At 68.0% G+C, this 19,432-nt stretch carries 15 protein-coding genes; 7 read left to right on the forward strand and 8 right to left on the reverse strand.

Going from position 1 to position 19,432, the window contains the following annotated elements; all coding sequences use genetic code 11:
- Positions 1–100: 100 nt before the first annotated feature.
- The 3 genes from FKV23_RS16670 to FKV23_RS16680 all read right to left on the reverse strand — a co-directional run bounded on the left by FKV23_RS16670 (position 101) and on the right by FKV23_RS16680 (position 3,593).
- Positions 101–1,921 (reverse strand): sodium:solute symporter family protein, encoded by a 1,821-nt coding sequence (locus tag FKV23_RS16670; protein ID WP_141624877.1) that lies wholly within the window; start codon positions 1,919–1,921, stop codon positions 101–103.
- Between the two features lie 12 nt (positions 1,922–1,933).
- Entirely contained in the window at positions 1,934–2,188 is a 255-nt protein-coding gene (locus FKV23_RS16675; RefSeq protein ID WP_141624878.1) for a DUF4212 domain-containing protein, read from the reverse strand.
- Positions 2,189–2,264: 76 nt separating this feature from the next.
- Positions 2,265–3,593 carry a DcaP family trimeric outer membrane transporter gene (locus FKV23_RS16680; protein WP_141624879.1) on the reverse strand — a complete coding sequence of 443 codons (1,329 nt, stop codon included), beginning with the start codon at positions 3,591–3,593 and terminating at the stop codon, positions 2,265–2,267.
- A 302-nt stretch (positions 3,594–3,895) separates the two neighbouring features.
- Here FKV23_RS16680 and acs point away from each other — a divergent pair, with 302 nt between their 5' ends.
- The 5 genes from acs to FKV23_RS16705 all read left to right on the forward strand — a co-directional run bounded on the left by acs (position 3,896) and on the right by FKV23_RS16705 (position 9,922).
- On the forward strand, positions 3,896–5,848 hold the full coding sequence (acs, locus tag FKV23_RS16685; RefSeq protein WP_141624880.1) for an acetate--CoA ligase: 1,953 nt from the start codon (positions 3,896–3,898) through the stop codon (positions 5,846–5,848).
- A 121-nt stretch (positions 5,849–5,969) separates the two neighbouring features.
- On the forward strand, positions 5,970–6,653 hold the full coding sequence (locus tag FKV23_RS16690; protein ID WP_141624881.1) for a response regulator transcription factor: 684 nt from the start codon (positions 5,970–5,972) through the stop codon (positions 6,651–6,653).
- A 276-nt stretch (positions 6,654–6,929) separates the two neighbouring features.
- On the forward strand, positions 6,930–7,787 hold the full coding sequence (locus tag FKV23_RS16695; RefSeq protein ID WP_208543196.1) for an SAM-dependent methyltransferase: 858 nt from the start codon (positions 6,930–6,932) through the stop codon (positions 7,785–7,787).
- Positions 7,787–8,080, forward strand: a complete 294-nt coding sequence (locus FKV23_RS16700) for a hypothetical protein (RefSeq protein WP_141624882.1) — start codon at positions 7,787–7,789, stop codon at positions 8,078–8,080. Before FKV23_RS16695 ends, FKV23_RS16700 begins: the two co-directional genes overlap by 1 nt.
- 96 nt (positions 8,081–8,176) lie before the next feature.
- On the forward strand, positions 8,177–9,922 hold the full coding sequence (locus FKV23_RS16705) for a sensor domain-containing diguanylate cyclase (RefSeq protein WP_167285351.1): 1,746 nt from the start codon (positions 8,177–8,179) through the stop codon (positions 9,920–9,922).
- Positions 9,923–9,986: 64 nt separating this feature from the next.
- Here FKV23_RS16705 and FKV23_RS16710 read toward each other — a convergent pair whose 3' ends face one another.
- The gene (locus FKV23_RS16710) at positions 9,987–13,505 is read right to left on the reverse strand and encodes a hybrid sensor histidine kinase/response regulator (RefSeq protein WP_141624884.1); all 3,519 of its coding nucleotides are present in this window, start codon (positions 13,503–13,505) and stop codon (positions 9,987–9,989) included.
- 102 nt (positions 13,506–13,607) lie between these two features.
- Here FKV23_RS16710 and FKV23_RS16715 point away from each other — a divergent pair, with 102 nt between their 5' ends.
- On the forward strand, positions 13,608–15,485 hold the full coding sequence (locus FKV23_RS16715) for a DUF294 nucleotidyltransferase-like domain-containing protein (RefSeq protein WP_141624885.1): 1,878 nt from the start codon (positions 13,608–13,610) through the stop codon (positions 15,483–15,485).
- A complete protein-coding gene (locus FKV23_RS16720; protein ID WP_141624886.1) occupies positions 15,482–16,102 on the forward strand; it encodes an exonuclease domain-containing protein in 621 nt (206 codons plus the stop codon). Before FKV23_RS16715 ends, FKV23_RS16720 begins: the two co-directional genes overlap by 4 nt.
- Before the next feature lie 42 nt (positions 16,103–16,144).
- Here the strand turns inward: FKV23_RS16720 and cls are convergent, their stop codons facing one another.
- The 4 genes from cls to FKV23_RS16740 form a co-directional block, all read right to left on the reverse strand.
- Complete coding sequence (gene cls, locus FKV23_RS16725) at positions 16,145–17,566, reverse strand: cardiolipin synthase (protein WP_141624887.1); 1,422 nt, start codon at positions 17,564–17,566, stop codon at positions 16,145–16,147.
- Positions 17,567–17,793: 227 nt separating this feature from the next.
- Positions 17,794–17,958 (reverse strand): 50S ribosomal protein L33, encoded by a 165-nt coding sequence (gene rpmG, locus FKV23_RS16730; protein WP_036191471.1) that lies wholly within the window; start codon positions 17,956–17,958, stop codon positions 17,794–17,796.
- A 13-nt stretch (positions 17,959–17,971) separates the two neighbouring features.
- Positions 17,972–18,208 carry a 50S ribosomal protein L28 gene (rpmB, locus tag FKV23_RS16735; RefSeq protein WP_141624888.1) on the reverse strand — a complete coding sequence of 79 codons (237 nt, stop codon included), beginning with the start codon at positions 18,206–18,208 and terminating at the stop codon, positions 17,972–17,974.
- Between the two features lie 229 nt (positions 18,209–18,437).
- The gene (locus FKV23_RS16740; protein ID WP_141624889.1) at positions 18,438–19,427 is read right to left on the reverse strand and encodes an NAD-dependent epimerase/dehydratase family protein; all 990 of its coding nucleotides are present in this window, start codon (positions 19,425–19,427) and stop codon (positions 18,438–18,440) included.
- Positions 19,428–19,432: the final 5 nt, after the last annotated feature.

Consider the following 19,432-nt stretch of genomic DNA (forward strand, 5'->3'; position numbering starts at 1 on the left):
GCGGCCTCGTCCGTAATGCTCTCATACGGCGAAGCCGGCGGCTGCAAGCACCGCCGACTTCACCAGAAGGCCTGCTCCGACCGGAGCAGGCCGTGCGCCATCAGGATCTACCGATGATGGTCTCGCCGCGCGGCACGCGGACCTCGTCGACCATGCGCTGGGTTTCCTCATCCGGCGCCGGGAACATCAGCGTCACCACGATCATCGCGACGAAGCTGACGACCACGCCGACCACGCCGAAGCGCAGATGGTCGAGGCCGAGCCAGGGCTCCATTCCTCCACGCACCGCGAGCAGGTAGCCCCAGCCCGCGGCCAGGCCGAACACCATGCCGGCGATCGCGCCCTGGCGATTGGCGCGCTTCCACCACACGCCCAGCACCAGTGGCGCGAACAGACCCGACATCGCGAAGCAGAACGCCCAGGCCACCGCACCGAGGATGCCGGTCAGCTTCATGCTGGCCACCAGCGCACCGGCCAGACCGATGACGATCAGCAGGACGCGTGCGGTCAGCAGGCGCTTGCGGGTCTCGGCCTTCGGGTCGAGGATCTTGTAGTACAGGTCATGCGACAGGGTGTTGGCCATCGCCAGCAGCAGGCCGTCGGCGGTGGACATCGCCGCGGCCAGGCCGCCTGCGGCGACCAGTCCGGAGATCACGTACGGCAGGCCGGCGAATTCCGGCGTGGCCAGCACGATGATGTCCGGGTTGAGGAAGAACTCGTTGACCTGCAGGATCCCGTCGCCGTTGGAGTCGCGGATCGCCAGCAGGCCGACCTCGCCCCAGTTCCGCACCCAGCTCAGTGCTTCGACCTCGGCAATGCTCTTGCCGAAGATCGAGCTGGCCAGATTCGGGTCCATCAGCGACAGCTTGCTGAGGGTGGCCAGGGCCGGTGCCGAGAAGTACAGCAGGAAGATGAAGAACAGCGACCATGCCACCGAGTTGCGGGCGGCCTTCACCGATGGGGTGGTGAAGTAGCGCATCAGGATGTGCGGCAGCGAGGCGGTACCGACCATCATGCAGAACGCCAACGTGACGAACTGCCAGGCCGCCAGCGCACCCGCCTGGGGTTCCGCGTGCAGGGTGGTCAGCACGCCCAGGCCGGGAACCTGCTCGGCTGCCGCTGTGCCAACACCCAGCATCGGCTCCAGCTCGATGATGCGCTCGACCGCCGGACCGTACTGGAACTGCGGGAACCAGCCGAAGCCCTGTGCACCCGACATCCATACGATCGGGACGAGGTAGGCGATGATCAGCACGATGTACTGCGCCACCTGGGTCCAGGTCACCGCGCGCATGCCACCGAGCATCGAACAGACCAGGATGCCGGCCAGGCCGATATAGACGCCCCACTCGAACGGGATCAGGAACGCGCGCGCGGCGATCGTGCCGCTGGCGGTGATCTGCGCGGTCACATAGGTGAACGATGCGACGATCAGCACCACGATGGCGCAGAAGCGGGTCAGCTTGCCGCCGTAACGGGTACCGATGAAGTCCGGCACCGTGTAACAGCCGAACTTGCGCAGGTACGGCGCCATCAGCGTCGCCACCAGGATGTAGCCGCCGGTCCAGCCGACCACGAACGCGAGGTACGGGTAGCCGGACATGAAGATGCCGCCGGCCATCGCCACGAACGAGGCACCCGACATCCAGTCGGCTGCCGTGGCCATGCCGTTGAACACCGGGGGCACGCTGCGGCCCGCCACGTAGTAGGCATCGACCGCCATCGTGCGCGAGAGGATACCGATGAAAGCGTAGATCACGACCGTGAAGGCCACGAACGAGATGCCGATCGCGGCGGCGCTCATGCCCATCTTCTCGCCGATCGCCATCAGCGCGAAGAAGACCAGGAAGCCGCCGGTGTAGACCCCGTAGATCTTCGGCAGGTTGTCGATGAAGGATTTACCTTCCCATTGCAGTCCCATGACGATCTCCCCTTATTGCTCGTCTTCGTGGACGCCGTACTTCGTGTCGACCGCGTGCTGCTGCCTGCTGAACAGGAACAGCTGGATCACGAACACGATCAGCGAGCCCTGGGCCGCCATGTAGTAGTTGAGCGGCCAGCCGAGGAAGTTGACGTTGTAAAGCGACGATGCGAACCAGTGGATCAGGAACGAGAATACGAACCAGACCGTCAGGTGCCCGAGCATCAGGTTGCGCGTATGGCGCCAGTGTTCCGATGAGACACTCATTGTTGAAACGCCTCCGTGGGTTTTCTGTCTGTGAGAACAGCCGGGTGCCCGCCCATGCGGGGCCCGGCCGGCCGGGTCAGAAGCTGTACTTGACCGTGGTGTGGAAGCGCTTCAGATCGCCTTCGCGGTCGTCCTCGAGCGCGCGCTCGCCGTAGGTCACTTCCGCGCCGATGTCGAGCTTGGGGAACGGCGAGTAGATCAGGTTGGCGCGGATCGAATGCGAGCGCTCGGTGACGCCCCAGCCGGTCAGGCTGGGATCGTTGTCGTAATACGCCGCCGAGAAGATGATGTTGCTGCGCAGCTGGGGATTGAACGCATGCCGCCAGCCGATGAAGCCGCCATAGGCGTTGATCGGTTCGAGGTCGCTGCCGGCATCGAGTACCACGTCGGTGCCCTGGCCGAAGGCGAAGTAGCGGCCGAGGCCCTGACCGTAGTTGGCCATGTAGCGGATGTCGTCGTTGGCGCCCAGATTGAACTTGCCGGCCACGCTGACCGACGCGCCGGTCGCGGTTTCATCGCCGGCCTTGAACTGGCGCAGCAGGCCGGCCACGCTGAAGTGGCCCCAGTCGCCCTTGGTGTTCCAGCGCGCGGTGATGTCAGGCAGCACGTTGTCGCCGGAGCTGAAGCGGCCGGTGCCCCCGAAGTTGGTCGCCAGCGTGTGCGGGTTCTCGATCGAGAACGACCACGGGCCGTTGGTGTAGCGCAACTGGGCCTGGCGCACGAAGATGGTGCCGTCGGACACGCCGAGGAAGTCCACCGTTTCCGGCAGCGAGCCCAGGTCCTGGAAGTTGGTCCAGGTCTGGCCGGCCAGCCAGTTGTTCCAGGTCACGAAGGCGTGGCGGATGGTGATGCCGTGGGTGTTGGTGGAGACCTCGTTGCCGAGATTGGCGCTGCCGCCGCCGAACAGGTCGGCCTCGATATAGCCCCTGAACTTGTCGTCGTTGTCGGTGGTGTGGTCGACCGCGAACCAGAAGCGCGAGAACGCGGCGTGGAAGTCGGTATACGGATCGGTGTCCGGCTCGGTACCGTTCGCGACCACCGGAATGGTGCTCGGCACGTAGAACAGGCGGCCTGCCGAGCCGTCGGCGATCTTGCCGTCGCTGGTGTCGGTGACCATGGCATCGAACTTGATGAAACCGCCGTACGAGAACCGGCTGCCCGGATTGGCCCCGGGCAGGATCGTGGTGGACTGGATCGTCTTGCCCGGATCCGCTGCCGGCGCAGGCGCCACGGCCGGCGCCTCCTGCTGGTGCTGCAACAGCTGTTGCACCATCTTTTCGAGTTCGGCGACGCGAGCTTCGAGCTCGGCCTCCTTGGCGGTCTGGGCGCCGGCCAGGCCAGGCAGGACCAGCGCGGCCGCCAATGCGACCGCGAGGGGCCGCTTGAGCGCATTATGTGTGGACATGGACTTCCTCCCTCCCAAAAGGAAATACCGTGCCTTTGCACGGTCCCGTGCAGACTGAGCGCAGCGCCCCGACACGAACCATTCCCCATTGGTCGCATAAGCGGGCCCGGATGACCCGATATGGGGCCTGTACGGGCCGGAAACATGTCTTTTGCGACCATCGTCTAACCCAAGCCGGGCCGGGGGCCGCCGGCCGATGCGGCACACTTGGGCTCCGGCCGCCGCGCGCGGCCATCAATACGGCCGCGGACGCCTGTGCCCGCGGCCCCGTCCCACGCACCACCCGTCACATGGAGCGCCGCATGAACCATCCCAACGCCCTTTACCCCGTGCCCGAGGACTTCGCAGCCACGGCGCGCATCGGCCGGGACGACTACACGCGCCTGTACAAGGAGTCGGTCGAGAACCCGGATGCGTTCTGGGGCCGCGTCGCCGAACGCCTGGACTGGTTCAAGCCACCGACGAAGATCAAGGACGTCAGCTACGCGCTGGAAGACTTCCATATCCGCTGGTACGAGGACGGCGAACTCAATGCCAGCGTCAACTGCCTCGACCGCCACCTCGAAACCCGCGGCGACAAGACCGCCCTGGTGTTCGAGCCCGACAACCCGTCCGATCCGGCCGTGCATGTCAGCTATCGGGAACTGCACGCGAAGGTCTGCAGGCTCGCCAATGCATTGCGCAGCCTCGGGGTGAAGAAGGGCGACCGCATCACCATCTACCTGCCGATGATCGTGGAGGCGGTGGTGGCGATGCTGGCCTGCGCTCGTGTCGGGGCGATCCACTCGGTGGTGTTCGGCGGCTTCGCCCCGAACTCGATTGCCGACCGCGTCGCCGACTGCGGCAGCAAGCTGATCATCACCGCCGACGAGGGCCTGCGCGGCGGCAAGAAGGTGCCGCTCAAGGCCAACGTCGACGCCGCGCTCGGTCTGCCGGGCACGAACTCGGTGGAAACCGTGCTGGTGGTGCGCCACACCGGTGGTGCGGTCGACATGCAGATGCCGCGCGACCGCTGGTACGACGCCGTCGTCGACGGGCAGCCGACCGAGTGCGAGCCCGAGCGCATGAACGCCGAGGACCCTCTGTTCATCCTCTACACCTCCGGTTCGACCGGAAAGCCCAAGGGCGTGCTGCACACCACCGGCGGCTACCTGGCCTATGCCAGCTACACCCACGAGGCGGTGTTCGACCTGCGCGAGGACGACGTCTACTGGTGCACCGCCGACGTCGGCTGGGTCACCGGCCACAGCTACATCGTCTACGGCCCGCTCGCCAACGGCGCCACCGCGCTGGTGTTCGAGGGCGTGCCCAACTACCCCGACGTATCGCGCTTCTGGCAGGTCATCGACAAGCACCAGGTCACGATCTTCTACACCGCACCGACTGCGATCCGCGCGCTGATGCGCGACGGCGACGAGCCGGTAAAGAAGACCTCGCGCGCCTCGCTGCGGCTGCTCGGCACGGTCGGCGAGCCGATCAACCCCGAGGCTTGGCGCTGGTACTACGAAACCGTGGGCGACTCGCGCTGTCCGATCGTCGACACCTGGTGGCAGACCGAGACCGGCGGCATCCTGATCACCCCGCTGGCCGGCGCGACCGACCTCAAGCCCGGCTCGGCGACCCAACCCTTCTTCGGCGTGCAGCCGGCCCTGGTCGACGCCAATGGCACCTTCCTCGAAGGCGAGGCCGAGGGCAACCTGGTCCTGCTCGATTCCTGGCCGGGGCAGATGCGCACCGTCTACGGCGACCACCAGCGCTTCATCGACACCTACTTCAAGGCCTATCCCGGTACGTACTTCACCGGCGACGGCTGCCGCCGCGACGCCGATGGCTACTACTGGATCACCGGCCGCGTCGACGACGTGATCAACGTCAGCGGCCACCGCATCGGCACCGCCGAGGTCGAGAGCGCACTGGTATCCCACCCGAAGGTCGCCGAGGCCGCCGTGGTCGGCTTCCCGCACGACGTCAAGGGCCAGGGCATCTACGCCTACGTCACCCTGATCGCCGGCGAGGCGCAGACCGAGGAACTGCACAAGGAGCTGATCGTCCACGTGCGCAAGGAGATCGGCCCGATCGCCACCCCCGACCACCTGCAGTGGGCACCGGGCCTGCCGAAGACGCGCTCGGGCAAGATCATGCGCCGCATCCTGCGCAAGATCGCCGAGAACGCACCCGACCAGCTCGGCGATACCAGCACCCTGGCCGATCCGAGCGTGGTCGAGTCGCTGGTCGCGGAGCGACGGGTACCGTAACGGCCGAACCGGCCTCTTGCCCCTTCCCCCGTTTACGGGGGAAGGTTGGGATGGGGGGCGTGCCCAGCGCCCTTTGCCCTCACCCCGACCCTCTCCCACGCGGGAGAGGGGGAGAAACCGAATGTCCAGCCCTCCCCCCGCCACCGTCATCGTCGCCGACGACCATCCGCTGTTCCGCGAAGCCCTGCGCGGCGCAGTCGCGCGGGTGCTACCCGATGCCCGGCTGTGCGAGGCCGATGGCGTCGAGTCGCTGTACACGCTGGTCGAGAGCGAGCCCGATGCCGATCTGCTGCTGCTCGACCTCAACATGCCCGGTGCGCAGGGGTTCTCGGCTCTGGTTCATCTGCGCGCGCTGCATCCGCAGTTGCCGATCGTGGTGGTGTCGGCACGCGAGGAACCGGTGGTGATGCGGCGCGCGCTGGACCACGGCGCGGTCGGCTTCATCCCCAAGTCCGCGGATGCCGCGACCCTGGGTAGCGCGATCACCGCCGTGCTCGCCGGCGACCGCTGGGCGCCACCGGCGGCACTGTCCGCACCGGCCGCCGACGATGCCGAACACGATGCCGCCCGGCGCGTGCGCGAACTGACTCCACAGCAGTTCCGCGTCCTGCAGATGCTCGGCGCCGGCCTGCTCAACAAGCAGATCGCCTACGACCTCGGCGTGTCGGAAGCCACGATCAAGGCCCACGTCACCGCTATCCTGCGCAAGCTGGGGGCCAGCAACCGCACCCAGGCGGTGCTGATCGCCGGCCGCCTCGCGGTCGACCCGGGCGCGATCGTGCCGCCACCGGAAGAGACGGATTGACGGTCGCGGTCTTGCCCATCACACCGCGCCTCTTGCTCGTCATCTGGCCCTGATCAGCGCCGAGCAGCCGGACGACGGCCTCGCCCGGCCCATCGGCCGCCTGCTCGATCGTTTCGGCTTCCGCCGCACTCCGGAACGGGCCAGCGCCCCGGCCTGTGCCGCTGGGAACTGCCGTGCCGGCATTGGAGCGCCCTGCGGGCAAACCGCTGAGCCGGCTTGCAAACCTGTTCGGTGGGAGTATCGTCGGCTTCTGGTCCGGGGGGGCACACATCAGCAATGCCGAAGATCGCCACCAAGCCACCGGGCAGACTCGCCTGCATCGGCGTGGGGATGATGCTCGGGGCCCATATCGGGCCGCGCGCGCGCAGTCATGTCGAACAGGCCGACGTGGTGTTCGCCGCCGTATCCGACCCGCTGGTGGAACTGTGGCTGCAGGATATGAACGCCGACGTGCGCAGCCTGCAGCCCCATTACGCCGAGGGCAAGTCGCGCCACCAGACCTATCGCGAGATGGTCGAGGCCATGCTGGCCGAGGTCCGCGCCGGCAAGCAGGTCTGCGGCGCCTTCTACGGTCACCCCGGCGTGTTCGCCCAGGTAGCCCACGAGGCCATCGCCCAGGCCCGCCGCGAGGGCTTCCACGCCCACATGGAACCCGGCGTCTCCGCCGAGGACTGCCTGTACGCCGACCTCGGCATCGACCCGGGCAGGTTCGGCTGCCAGCACTACGAGGCCAGCCAGTTCATGTTCTACCGGCGCCGCATCGACCCCTCGGCCTACCTGGTGCTTTGGCAGGTCGGCATCGCCGGCGACCGCAGCTGCCGCCGCTTCGCCACCGGCCCGGCCCACCGCCGGCTGCTGGTCGAGCGCCTGCTCGAGGACTATCCGGCCGACCACGAGGCCGTCGTCTACGAGGCCGCCACCTTGCCGATCACCGCGCCACGGATGGAGTCGGTGAAGCTGAGCAACTTGGCCGACACCGAACTGCACATGCACAGCACCCTGGTGCTGCCACCGGCCACAGCGCTGCAACCCGACACCGCCATGCTGGCGCGGATCGAGGCGCTCGAACGCGCAGCCGTGACCGGTTCACTCACGATTTCCTCGTTATCGCTTGAAACAGAAGGAGCCACCTGATGTCGAATGTCGTTCAGTTCCTTGAAACCATGGGCCGGCATCCGGCCCTGCTTTCGGACGCGGACTATATCCGCACCGTGATGGATGCCGGGCTGGACGAGAGTTCGCGCGATGCCCTCTTGCAGCGTGATGCCGAGAGCTTGATACACGCCCTGGATGCCCGCTCACCGATGTTCTGCTTCAGTTTTGTCGCCACTCCCGATGGCGGCAAGGAGCAGCCCCTCGACGACGACCGTGAAGACGAAGGCGTGGAGACGCCGGTCGAAGAGCCGACACCCAAGGAACCTGAGTAGACGTTGCACCCGCGCCCGGGCATTGCGGGTGCGGCCGGCAGCGCCAGCAGCGGATGGCTGGAGGATGACACCATGATGTGCAGAGCAGTTCGTGCAGTGCTGGTCACCATGATCCTGGCCGCTTGCGCGGTGGCGATGCCGGCCCGGGCCGGCATCGAAGCGGCCCTGAAGCACGCGGACTCGATTCGCACCAGCGACCCCAGGGAGTTCGCCGACGCCCTTGCCGGCCTCGCCGCGTTCGAGCCGGAAGCAACACCGAATCAGAAGCTTCGCATCCGGCTCCTCCGGACCTACCAGAAGACTCTCACCGGCAACTACGAGTCCGCCATAGCCGACGCGATCGACATCCATCAACGCACCGACGATCCAACCCTGAAGTTCCGTGCCGCCCTGCTGGCGGCAAACACCGCGGCGATCACCCGGGAGTTTTCGCTGGGCTTGCGCTATCTGGAAATCGCCCTGGCAATGCAGGACCAGGTGCCAGAGGCCGATGAGCGGCACCTGGGTTCTCTGGTAGCCGCGATCTTGTACACCGAGTACGGACAGCATTCGCTTTCGCTCCACTACGCCAAGCAGCTTCTTTCCCTCGAAACTTCAGCGCGCACCCGATGTGCAGCCCGCCTTAAGAAAATCGAGGCAGAGTGGAAGCTCGGCACCAGGCCTGAAGTCGAGCGCGATACACATATCGCAATCAGCGACTGCATGGCCCAGAAGGAGCCGATTGCCACGGGACTCCTTCGTGGTTACCTGGCCCGCCAATGGGCGGGGGCGGGCAAGACAGCCAAAGCCATCGAACTGCTTGAGACCCATCTGTCGGAAGTCGAGGCAACCGGCTTTCCGCGCCTGATCGGCGAGATCCACAGCCTGCTTGCGGAATACCGCCAGGCGACCGGCGATCTGGCACGCGCCGATCAGCATGCCCGCACCGTACTGGAGCTGGGCGAAAAGGATGCCTATTCGCTGCCTCTGGTCATCGCACACCGGGTGCTGTTCGAAACCGCGCTCAAACGAGGCGACCTCGCCACCGCTCTCGACGAATACCGCAGCTACGCCAAAGCCGACAAGGCGCGCCTCGACGAGGTCAAGGCGCGCGAGTTCGCGTTCCAGCTCAGCCGCCATGAGCTGCAGCAGCGCGACCAGGCGATCGGCCTGCTGAGCAAGCAGAACGAGGTACTGCGGCTGGAGCAGGAAGTCGCGCGCAAGTCGGCGCAGAACACCCACCTGCTGGTCCTGCTGCTGATCGTGATCGCGTCGGCAGTCGGCTTCTGGGCCTGGAAGACCAAGCGCATGCAGATGAAGCTGCGGCGCCTGGCGCAGACCGATGGCCTGACCGGGATCAGCAACCGCCGCCACTTCCGCGAACAGGCCGACGCGCTGCTGATGCGTTGCGCGTCGTCCGGACGCGAGACCGCGCTGATCCTGCTCGACCTGGACAACTTCAAGCGCCTCAACGATCACCACGGCCACGCCGCCGGTGACTGGGTGCTGGCCCGGGTCGCCGAAGCCTGCCGCAGCGTGTGCCGCGACGGCGACCTGTGCGGGCGCCTCGGCGGCGAGGAGTTCGCGATCATGTCCTGCGGTGGCGACCTGGCCGCCGCCGAGCGCATCGCCCGCCAGTGCCGCGAGCAGCTGGCCGCGATCGACACCTCTCCGATCGGCCATGGCGAGCCGATCACCGCCAGTTTCGGCTGCACCACCTCGGTCCGTTCGGGCCCGACTTTCGAACTGATGTTCGCCCACGCCGACAACGCGATGTACCGGGCCAAGGCCGAGGGCCGCGACCGCATCCGCATCCATGGCGGCCCGTCGGGGGTGGCGGTGCTGCAACGGGGCACGGCGTAGCGCGAGCCTTCGCAACTCGCGTAGCCCGGGTAAGCGAAGCGCACCCGGGAATGGTCGCCGCCGATCACCCGGGGTGAGCTTCGCTTGCCCGGGCGACGGGTTTTTGCGCGGCGAGGAAGGCACGCATCGAGGCCGGCTTGACCGGCTTGGTCAGCACCCGGCAGCCGCGTTCGCGGGCGGCATGCTTGAGGGCGTCGCTGCCGTCACCGGTCAGCAACGCGACCGGGAACAGGGGGCCGAGCCGGGAGCGCAGGGCATCGATCACACCGAGGCCGTCGAGGCGGTCGTGCAGGTGGTAGTCGACCAGGGCGACGTCCGGCGGCCGCATCGAGTCGGCGGCGGCCAGCGCCTCGTCGGTGTTGACGGCGGTGACCACATCCGCGCCCCAGCGCTGAAGCAGGGTGCGCATGCCATCGAGAATTTCGCGGTCGTTGTCCACGCACAGCACCTGCAGTCCGGCCAATGCGTCGATATCGCTGATGGGCGATGCCACCGCAGGCGCCTGCAGATTGGCCGTGGCGGCCACCGCCTGCCCGGCATCCGTTCCGGCAGCCCTGCCGAAAGGCACGGTGATCGAGAACACACAGCCCTTGCCTATCCTTGAACGCACCCGCAGCGGATGGTCGAGGGTGCGGGCAATGCGCTGGCAGATCGAAAGACCGAGACCGAGCCCGCGCTCGCCGCCGCGGGCCGGTGTATCGAAACGACGAAATTCGTCGAAGATCTGCGCAAGATGATGTTCGGAAACGCCCGGGCCGGTATCCCAGACCTGCAGCTCGATCGCGCTTTCGCGCACCCGTGCGGCGATCAGCACGCCGCCCTCGCGGGTATAGCGCAGCGCGTTGGCGAGGAAGTTCTGCAGCGCGCGCCGCAACAGCCGGCGGTCGCTGCGCACGGGCTGTGGCCGCTCGGGCGCGCGCACGCGCAGTTGCAGGCCGCGCTCGGCGGCGATCGGCGCGTACTGGGCCACGAGTTCGCGCAATAGTTCGTTGACGTCGAAGTCGCCGATTTCGACCCGCAGCGCTCCGGCATCCAGGCGCGAGATGTCGAGCAGGCCGTCCAGCAGGTCTTCCGCGGCCCGCAGCGCGGCATCGACGCGCTCGGCCAGGCGCGCCTGTTCGTCGCCGTCGCGACTGTCGCGCAAGGCGGTGGTGAACAGCCGCGCGGCGTTGAGCGGCTGCAGCACATCGTGGCTGACCGCGGCCAGGAAACGGGTACGCGACTGCTGCGCGGCCTCGGCTTCGCGGGTGCGCTGCTCGACCCGCTGCTCCAGGGTCTCGTTGACCTCGCGCAGGGCCTGTTCGGCGCGTTTGTAGTCGGTGACGTCGCTGTAGCTGGTGACGTAGCCGCCCCCCTGCAGCGGACGCCCGCGCATCTCCACCACCTGGCCGCTGGCGCGCACGCGCTCGAACACATACGGGGTGCCGGCACGCAGGTGACCGAGACGGCGCCGCACCTGCTCCTCGATATCGCCCTCGCCCATCTCGCCGCGCTCGGCATTCCAGCGGATCAGGTCGGCCACCGGACGGCCGACGTAGAGCATGCCGTCCGGATAGTCGAACAGTTCCTGGTACTGGCGGTTCCAGGCCACCAGGCGCAGCTCGGCATCGACCACGCTGACGCCCTGGCTGATGTTCTCCAGCGTGGTCGACAGCACCTGGCGGTTGAAGCGCAGCTCCTGGTTGGCTTCATCGAGCAGGGCCACCACCTCGCCCAGCTCCATGCCCGAGCCGCGCAGGGCGCTGGTCAGGGTCAGGCGCGCGGAGGCGGCACCGATCGCCGAGGCCAGCAGGCGCTCGGTGAACTGGGCCAGCGCGCGATCGGCCGGTTGTTCGGGCTGCCAGGTGCGGTTCTGCTGCGCGGCATGGGTCTCGAACGCGCGCCGCGCATGACGCTCGCCGACGATGCGCTCGGCCAGCGCCAGCAATTCGCCGGCACGCACGCTGCCGGCCCAGCCGCCCGGGCCGAGCGCGGGCCGCTGCACATAGGGGTCGAGGAACGGTGCGGCCAGCAGCTGATCCTGCAGGCGCGGACGCTGCCGCATCGACATGAACACGAACACGCCGACATTGAACAGCAGCGACCAGAACACGCCATGGGTCAACGGATCCCAGCCCTGCAGGCCGAACAGCTGCTCCGGCTGCAGCCAGTCGATGCCGAACGGACCCCGTTCGATCCAGCCCTGGTCGAACCAGCCGCCACGCGCCAGGGCCGGCAGCAGCAAGGTCCAGCCCCACAGCACCGCACCGGCGAGCAGACCGCTGAAAGCGCCGGTCCGGCTGGCCCCGCGCCAATACAGGCCGCCGATCAATGCCGGTGCGAACTGCGCGACCGCGGCGAACGCGAGCAGGCCATGCTGGGCCAGGCTGCCGGCGTCGCCACGCTGCAGGTCGCCGCGGTGATAGGCATAGGCCAGCATCGCCAGCATCACGATGGTGATCCGGCGCACCCACAGGATGTGGCGATTGATCGCAGGCGTCTCGTCGAGGCTGCGGCTGCGCAGCAGCAGCGGCATCACCAGGTCGTTGCTGACCATGGTCGCCAGCGCGACGCTGGCCACGATCACCATGCCGGTGGCGGCGGAAAAGCCGCCGATGTAGACGACCATCGCCAGGGTGTTGTGGTCCAGCGCCAAAGGCAGGGCCAGCACGTAGCTGTCCGGCGAGGCCCCGGAGCCCCCCAGCACCGCCCAGCCGGCCAGGGTGATCGGCACCACCAGCACGCTGATCAGGATCAGGTAGCCGCCGAACATCCAGCGCGCGGTGCGCACGTCGGCCGGGTTCTGGCACTCCACCACCGCGACATGGAACTGTCGCGGCAGGCACAGGATGGCGGTGAACGCGAGCAGAGTCTGGACCATGAAGCCGGTCGGCATGCCGGGCGAGAGCACCACGTCGGCGGCCTGCACCATGCGTTCGCCGACATGGCCGGTGCCGGGCAGGTGCATCAGTGCGAACACGCCGATCGCGACGAACGCGACCAGCTTGACCATCGACTCCAGCGCCACCGCCAGCACCATGCCGCGGTGGTGCTCGGTGGCGTCGATCTGGCGAGTGCCGAACAGGATCGCGAACACCGCCAGCAGCAGTGCGGTGTAGAAGGCCGGGTCCGACAGCGGCGGGGAATTGGCCGGCAGCCCGGCCAGTACGCCCACGCTCATCGCCACCGCCTTGAACTGCAGCGCGACGTAGGGCACCGCCGCGACCAGCGCCAGCAATGCCACCAGTGCCGCCAGCCCGGGCGCCCGCCCGTAGCGCGAGGACAGGAAGTCGGCAATCGAGACGATCCGGTTCTCGCCCGAGATCAGCACCAGCCGCTCCAGGATCCGCCAGCCGAAGAACAGCAGCAGCAACGGGCCGAGATAGATCGGCAGGAAGCCCAGGCCGGTGCGCGCGGCGGTGCCGACCGCGCCATAGAAGGTCCATGACGAGCAGTACACCGCCATCGCCAGCGAATAGATCGCCGGCCGCAGCCATCGCCAGCGCGGCATCGATTCGCTGTGCCGGTCGCCCCAGTAGGCGACCGCGAACAGCAGGGCCACATAGCCCAGCGACACCAGCAGCAGTACCCAGCCCGGGATCACGTCTTGTTGGCCCCCTCTGCGATCCGGATGAGTGTAGCCCGGCTAAGCAAAGCGCACCCGGGGCCACGCTACCGGCATCCGGCCACCTTCCCCTAAAGTCGCATGCGCAGCGTGCCCTGCCGTGGCACGCTGCGCGGCATGGAACCGGTGCCCGGCCTCGATCTCGATCACCCGCCGTTCGACCTGCTGACCGATGTCGAACAGGCGCGGGTGCAGCGTGCGGTCGACATGGGCTTCCATCCGGCCGGCACCGTGCTGCTGCCGGCCGGGGCCGCCTCGGAACACGTGCATGTGATCCTCAAGGGCGTGGTCCGGGCCTGGGACGAGCCGGGTGGTCATGGCGACGACGCGCCGCGGCTGTTCGCCGACTTCGGCCCCGGCGACGTGTTCGGCGCCTGGGCGGTGATCGCCGGCCGCGCGCGGCACCGCTACCAGGCCGCGGAGGACGTGCTCGACTTCCTGATCCCGGCCACGCTGTTCCGCGAACTGCTGGCCGGCAATCCCGCCTTCGCCGCCTGGTTCCACGAAGGCCTGGCCCTGAAGCGGCAACGCGCAAGCCGCGAGCAGCAGTCCTCGGAAGTGACCGAGCTGATGCTGACCCGGGTCGGCGACGCGCAACTGGCGCCCGCGGTACAGGTGCCGGTCACGACCACCGTGGCCGAGGCCGCACGCCAGCTGCGCGAATCGCGGGTCGACTGCCTGCTGGTCGATGACCCCGATGCCGGCCCCGGCATGTTGACCCGCACCGACCTGCTCGAAGCCGTGGCCCTGAATGGGCTCACGCCGGAGGATGCGGTCGCGCCGCTGGCACAACGGCCGGTGATCGGCGTGCGCGCCCACGACGTGCTGTTCCAGGCGCTGGTGACGATGACCGAGCATCACATCGAGCGGGTGCTGGTCACCGAGGGCGAGGCCCGCACTGGCGGGCGCATGCTCGGCACCCTCGGCATGGCCGAAGTGCTGGCCCACTACGCCAGCCATTCGCACCTGATCAGCCTGCGCCTGGCGCGCGCCGAAACCCTCGCCGAGGTCGCCGAGGCGGCGCGCAGCATGACCGCGCTGGTGCGCCAGCTGCATGCCCAGGGCGCGCGCATGAGCTACCTGATGGAACTGGTGTCCGCGCTCAACAGCCGCATCCTCGGCCGGGTCTTCGACGAGGTCGTGCCGGAACCGCTGCGCAACCATGTATGCCTGCTGGTGCTCGGCAGCGAGGGCCGGCGCGAGCAGATCCTCAAGACCGACCAGGACAACGCCCTGGTACTCGACGACGGCTTCGAATGGGACGGGCTCGAAGATGCGATGCGCCGTTTCAGCGAAGCGCTGGCCGACATCGGCTATCCGCCCTGTCCGGGCGGGGTGATGGCCTCCAACCCGCACTGGCGGATGAGTCGCGCGCAGTGGCTCCAGCGCATCGAGCACTGGCGGCGCGAGGGCGACGGCCAGAGCGTGCTCGACCTGTCGATCGCGATCGACGCGCGCCCGCTGGCCGGCAACCCGGCGCTGTTCGAGCCGGTCGCCGAGCGAATCGCCACGCTCGGCGGCGACGACATCCTGCTGCGCCAGCTGGCCCGCGCCACGCTCGACTTCTCCAGCCCGCTCAACCTGTTCGGCCGGGTCCGCGGCGACGCCGACGGCATCGACCTGAAGAAGGGCGGGGTGTTCCCGCTGGTCAACGGCATCCGCATGCTGTCGCTGCGCCACGGCGTTCGCCGCCACAACAGTTTCGACCGTTGCGCCGCGCTGCTGGAAGCCGGCGCGCTGCCGCCCGATCTCGGCCGCGACGTGCCGCAGGCGCTGGCGGTGTTCATGCGCCTGCGGCTGGGCGCCCAGCTGCAGGCGCTGGCGGCCGGGCGCGAGGCCGGCAACAGACTCGATCCGGCCGCACTGCGCCGACTCGACCGCGAACTGCTGCGCGATGCGTTCCGGGTGGTCAACGCGTTCAAGGACCACATCCGCGCCACCTTCAGCCTGTACGAATGATGCTCGCGAGCCTGCGAAGGTGGCTGGACAGGCGCCGTCACGGCGATGGCCCCTGGGGTGGCCTGCTGGCACCGCCGCCGGCCGGTGAATGGGTGTCGCTCGACCTGGAGACCACCGGGCTGGACACCACCCGCGACCACATCCTGACCATCGCCGCGATACCGGTGTCCGCGGGGCGGGTTCACCTCGCAGACCGCTTCGAAGCCGTGGTGCGACCGCCGGACGGCGCCCCCCGCGCCGCCGACATCGAGGCGATCCGCCACCATCGGCTGCGCCCGCAGGACCTCGCCCACGGCTCGGACGTGCAGGTGGCGGTGGCGCAACTGCTCGACTGGCTCGGCCCGCGCACCCTGATCGGCTACCGGATCGGCTTCGACGTGGCGATACTCGACCGCATCGTGCCGGCGATCACCGGCTTCCGGCTGCCCAACCCGCACATCGACATCGCGCTCGAATACGCCGCCCATGCCCATCGCAATCCGGATGCGGGCCTCGATACCACCGGTTTCGAAACCGTCGCCGCCGCCCTCGGCGTGCCCATGCTTGGCCGTCATACCGCCCTTGGCGACGCGACTACAGCCGCAGCCTGCTGGCTGGCATTGCGGGCACGACGGTGAACCCATGGCGACCGCCCCGGTACGGTTCCGCGGCCGTTTCTCTCACATGAACGAATCCGCCAGCCGTGCGATGCCCTCCAGGCTGCGCTTCCAGCCCGGACGCCTGCGCCACTGCTCCAGCGACAGCTGTTCCGAATCGCGCAGGTACTCGGCCTCGATCCCGCGCATGCGCGCCACCGCATCGCGGTCGTAGCAGAGCAGGCCGATCTCGGCATTCAGGGCGAAGGAACGGAAGTCGAGGTTGATCGACCCGATCAGGACGATGCCGTCGTCCACGCTCATGTGCTTGGCGTGCAGGAAGTGCGGCCGGTACAGGGCGACCTTGACCCCGCAGGCAAGCAGTTCCTCGTACCAGGAATGCTGTGCCCAGGCGGTCAGGCGCTGGTTGTTGCTGGCCGACAGGATCAGCTGCACTTCCACGCCGGAGAGCGCGGCGATGCGCAGCGCGGCCATGATGGCGTCGTCGGGCACAAAATAGGGGGTGGTCAGCACCAGCCGGTGCCGGGCCAGGTGGATCAACGCATTGACGGTGTCGCGGGCATTGGCGAAGGGATAGGCCGGACCGCTGGGCAGCAGCTGCGCCGCCGCATCGTCGGAGTGGGTCGGCCGCGTCGATGAGACCGCCAGTATCTCGCCCGTCTCCAGATACCAGTCGCTGGCGAACACCGCTTCCAGGTGCGCTACTGCGGGGCCGCGAACGCGCGCCACCAGCTCGCGGTTGGGAAAGCCGCGCACGAACTCCGCCTCGGCCAGGTTCTGCGAGCCGACATGGGCGACGTCATCGTCGATCACCGCGATCTTGCGGTGATTGCGCAGGTCCATTCGGCCGCTGCGGCGCCAGCGCAGGCCGCCGGGCAGCATGTCGTGCACCTCCACGCCGGCCGCGCGCAGGCGTCGTGCATAGCGGCGGAAACCACGCTTGGCCCCCACCGCGTCCAGCAGCAGGCGACAGCACACCCCACGCCCGGCAGCCCGCTCCAGCGCGCCAACCACCGCCTCGCCAACCGCATCGTCGAACATCAGGTAGTACAGCAGGTGCACGCGCTCGCGTGCGCCATCGATATCGTCCAGCAGCGTACGCAGCGAGGCGTCGTAGTCGTCGAGCAGCGCGATCGTGTTGCCGCGCACCGGCATGAAGTCGCCCAGGCGCTCGACCAGCGGCGCCATCTCGTACTCCGCCCCGCCGGTCGGCGGCGTCCAGCGCAGCGCCGCCTGCGGCGCCTGCCCCTCGCGGATCGCCTGCGAGGCCAGCGCCTGACGGCGGATGCGCTCGCGAGAGAGCCACGGATGGCCGAACAGCAGGTACAGCGGCAGCCCCAGCAGCGGCAGGAAGAACACCAGCAGCAGCCAGCTGCGTGCGGCAGCCGGGGAGGTGCGGGCCGGTATCCAGACCAGCGCCGCCAGCCGGATCGCCCAATCCAAGGCGAGCAGCAAAGCGCCGGTGGACAGCAGGTCCCAGCTCATCGTTGCGCGTCCGCCATGACGTCCATCGCCCGATTCTGGAGTGTTGCGCCGGCAAACGGAACCGCGGGGCCTGGATCGGATGGCGGGGCATTCGCGCCGTGTGCGAAGGCGCAAAAGCAACAGCCCGCCAAATGGCGGGCTGTCTGAAAAGCCGGATCCCGGCTGAAAGCATGCCGGGATGACGTCCTGGCAAAGGCGTTTTCGCTACGCGAAAACGCGCCAGGTCGTCACTTGATCTTGCCTTCCTTGTAGATCACGTGCTTGCGAACGACGGGATCGTACTTCTTGATCTCCATCTTGTTCGGCGTGTTCTTCTTGTTCTTGTCGGTGGTGTAGAAGTGGCCGGTGTTGGCCGAGGAGATCAGGCGGATCTTGTCGCGCTTGGAAGCCATGGTTCAGTCCTCCTCAGACCTTTTCGCCGCGTGCACGCAGGTCGGCGAGCACGGCGTCGATGCCGTTCTTGTCGATGGTGCGCAGCGCCTTGGTGGAAATACGCAGCTTCACCCAGCGGTTCTCGCTGGCGACCCAGAACTTGCGCTCGTGCAAGTTGGGCATGAAACGGCGACGGGTCTTGTTCATCGCGTGCGAGACGTTGTTGCCGGTCGTCGTACGCTTGCCGGTGACTTGGCATACTCGGGACATTACGCACCTCAAGTGTTCGTGGTACCGCCCTTAGCCAGGGAGGTGGCGGCCCCATCGCCATGGGCGATGCGCGATCCGGGAGGGTCCAATCTGCGCTGCCAGCTGGCGGCCGGAATCGCGCTTCCGGGCCGCCCGACGGGATCGTGAGAACCTGCCGGACACAGCGAGCCGGGCATTATGCACGCCCTGGGGGCATCGCGCAAGACTTATCCACAAGCCCGACAGGCGCTCAGACCGTGCCGAAATAATCGCGGCACCAGTCCACGACTTCCGGCAGGCCGTCCTCGATCGCGGTGCGCGGCTCGAAGCCCAGTGCCTCGCGGGCGCGTTGGGTGTCGGCCATGGTTTCGACCATGTCGCCGGGTTGCATCGGCTTGTAGACCTTGTCCGCCTTGCGGCCGGCGGCGGCTTCGATCACCGCGATGAAACGCTCCAGTTCGACCGGGGTGTGGTTGCCGAGATTGAACACCCGGTGCGGCGGTACGCCGTCGACGGCGGCTGGCGGCGGGCGATCGAGTGCGGCCAGCACGCCAGCGACGATGTCGTCGATGTGGGTGAAGTCGCGCCGCATCTCGCCGTTGTTGAACACCTCGATCGGCTGTCCGGCCAGCACCGCGCGGCTGAAGATCATCGGCGCCATGTCCGGCCGTCCCCACCGGCCGTAGACGGTGAAGAAACGCAGCCCCGTCATGCGCAGGCCGTACAGCTGGGCATAGCTGTAGCCCATCAGCTCGTTGGCGGCCTTGGTCGCCGCATACAGCGAGCGCGGTTTGTCGATGCGCTGGTCCTCGGAGAACGGCGGCGTGGCCGAGTCGCCGTAGACCGAGGATGAGCTGGCGTAGACCAGGTGCCCGACATGGCGATGCCGGCACAGCTCCAGCAGATTGACGAAACCGGCGAGGTTGCTGTCGACGTAGGCGTGCGGGTTCTGCAGCGAGTAGCGCACCCCGGCCTGGGCGGCGAGGTGGATGACGCGCTGCGGCTGCAATTCGTCGAACAGCGCGGCCAGGCCTGCACGGTCAGTGAGATCGAGCGTGCGCAGGTCGATGTCCGGGCACAGCGCCGCTACCCGGTCGCGCTTGAGCTGCGGGTCGTAGTAGCCGTTGAAATTGTCGAGCCCGATCACGGCCTCGCCGCGTGCGCGCAGGGCACGGCACACATAGGCGCCAATGAAGCCGGCGGCGCCGGTGACCAGGACGGGAGGAGTGGAATCGCTCATCGATT

This window comes from Lysobacter alkalisoli, assembly GCF_006547045.1.
Classification (GTDB): Bacteria; Pseudomonadota; Gammaproteobacteria; order Xanthomonadales; family Xanthomonadaceae; genus Marilutibacter; species Marilutibacter alkalisoli.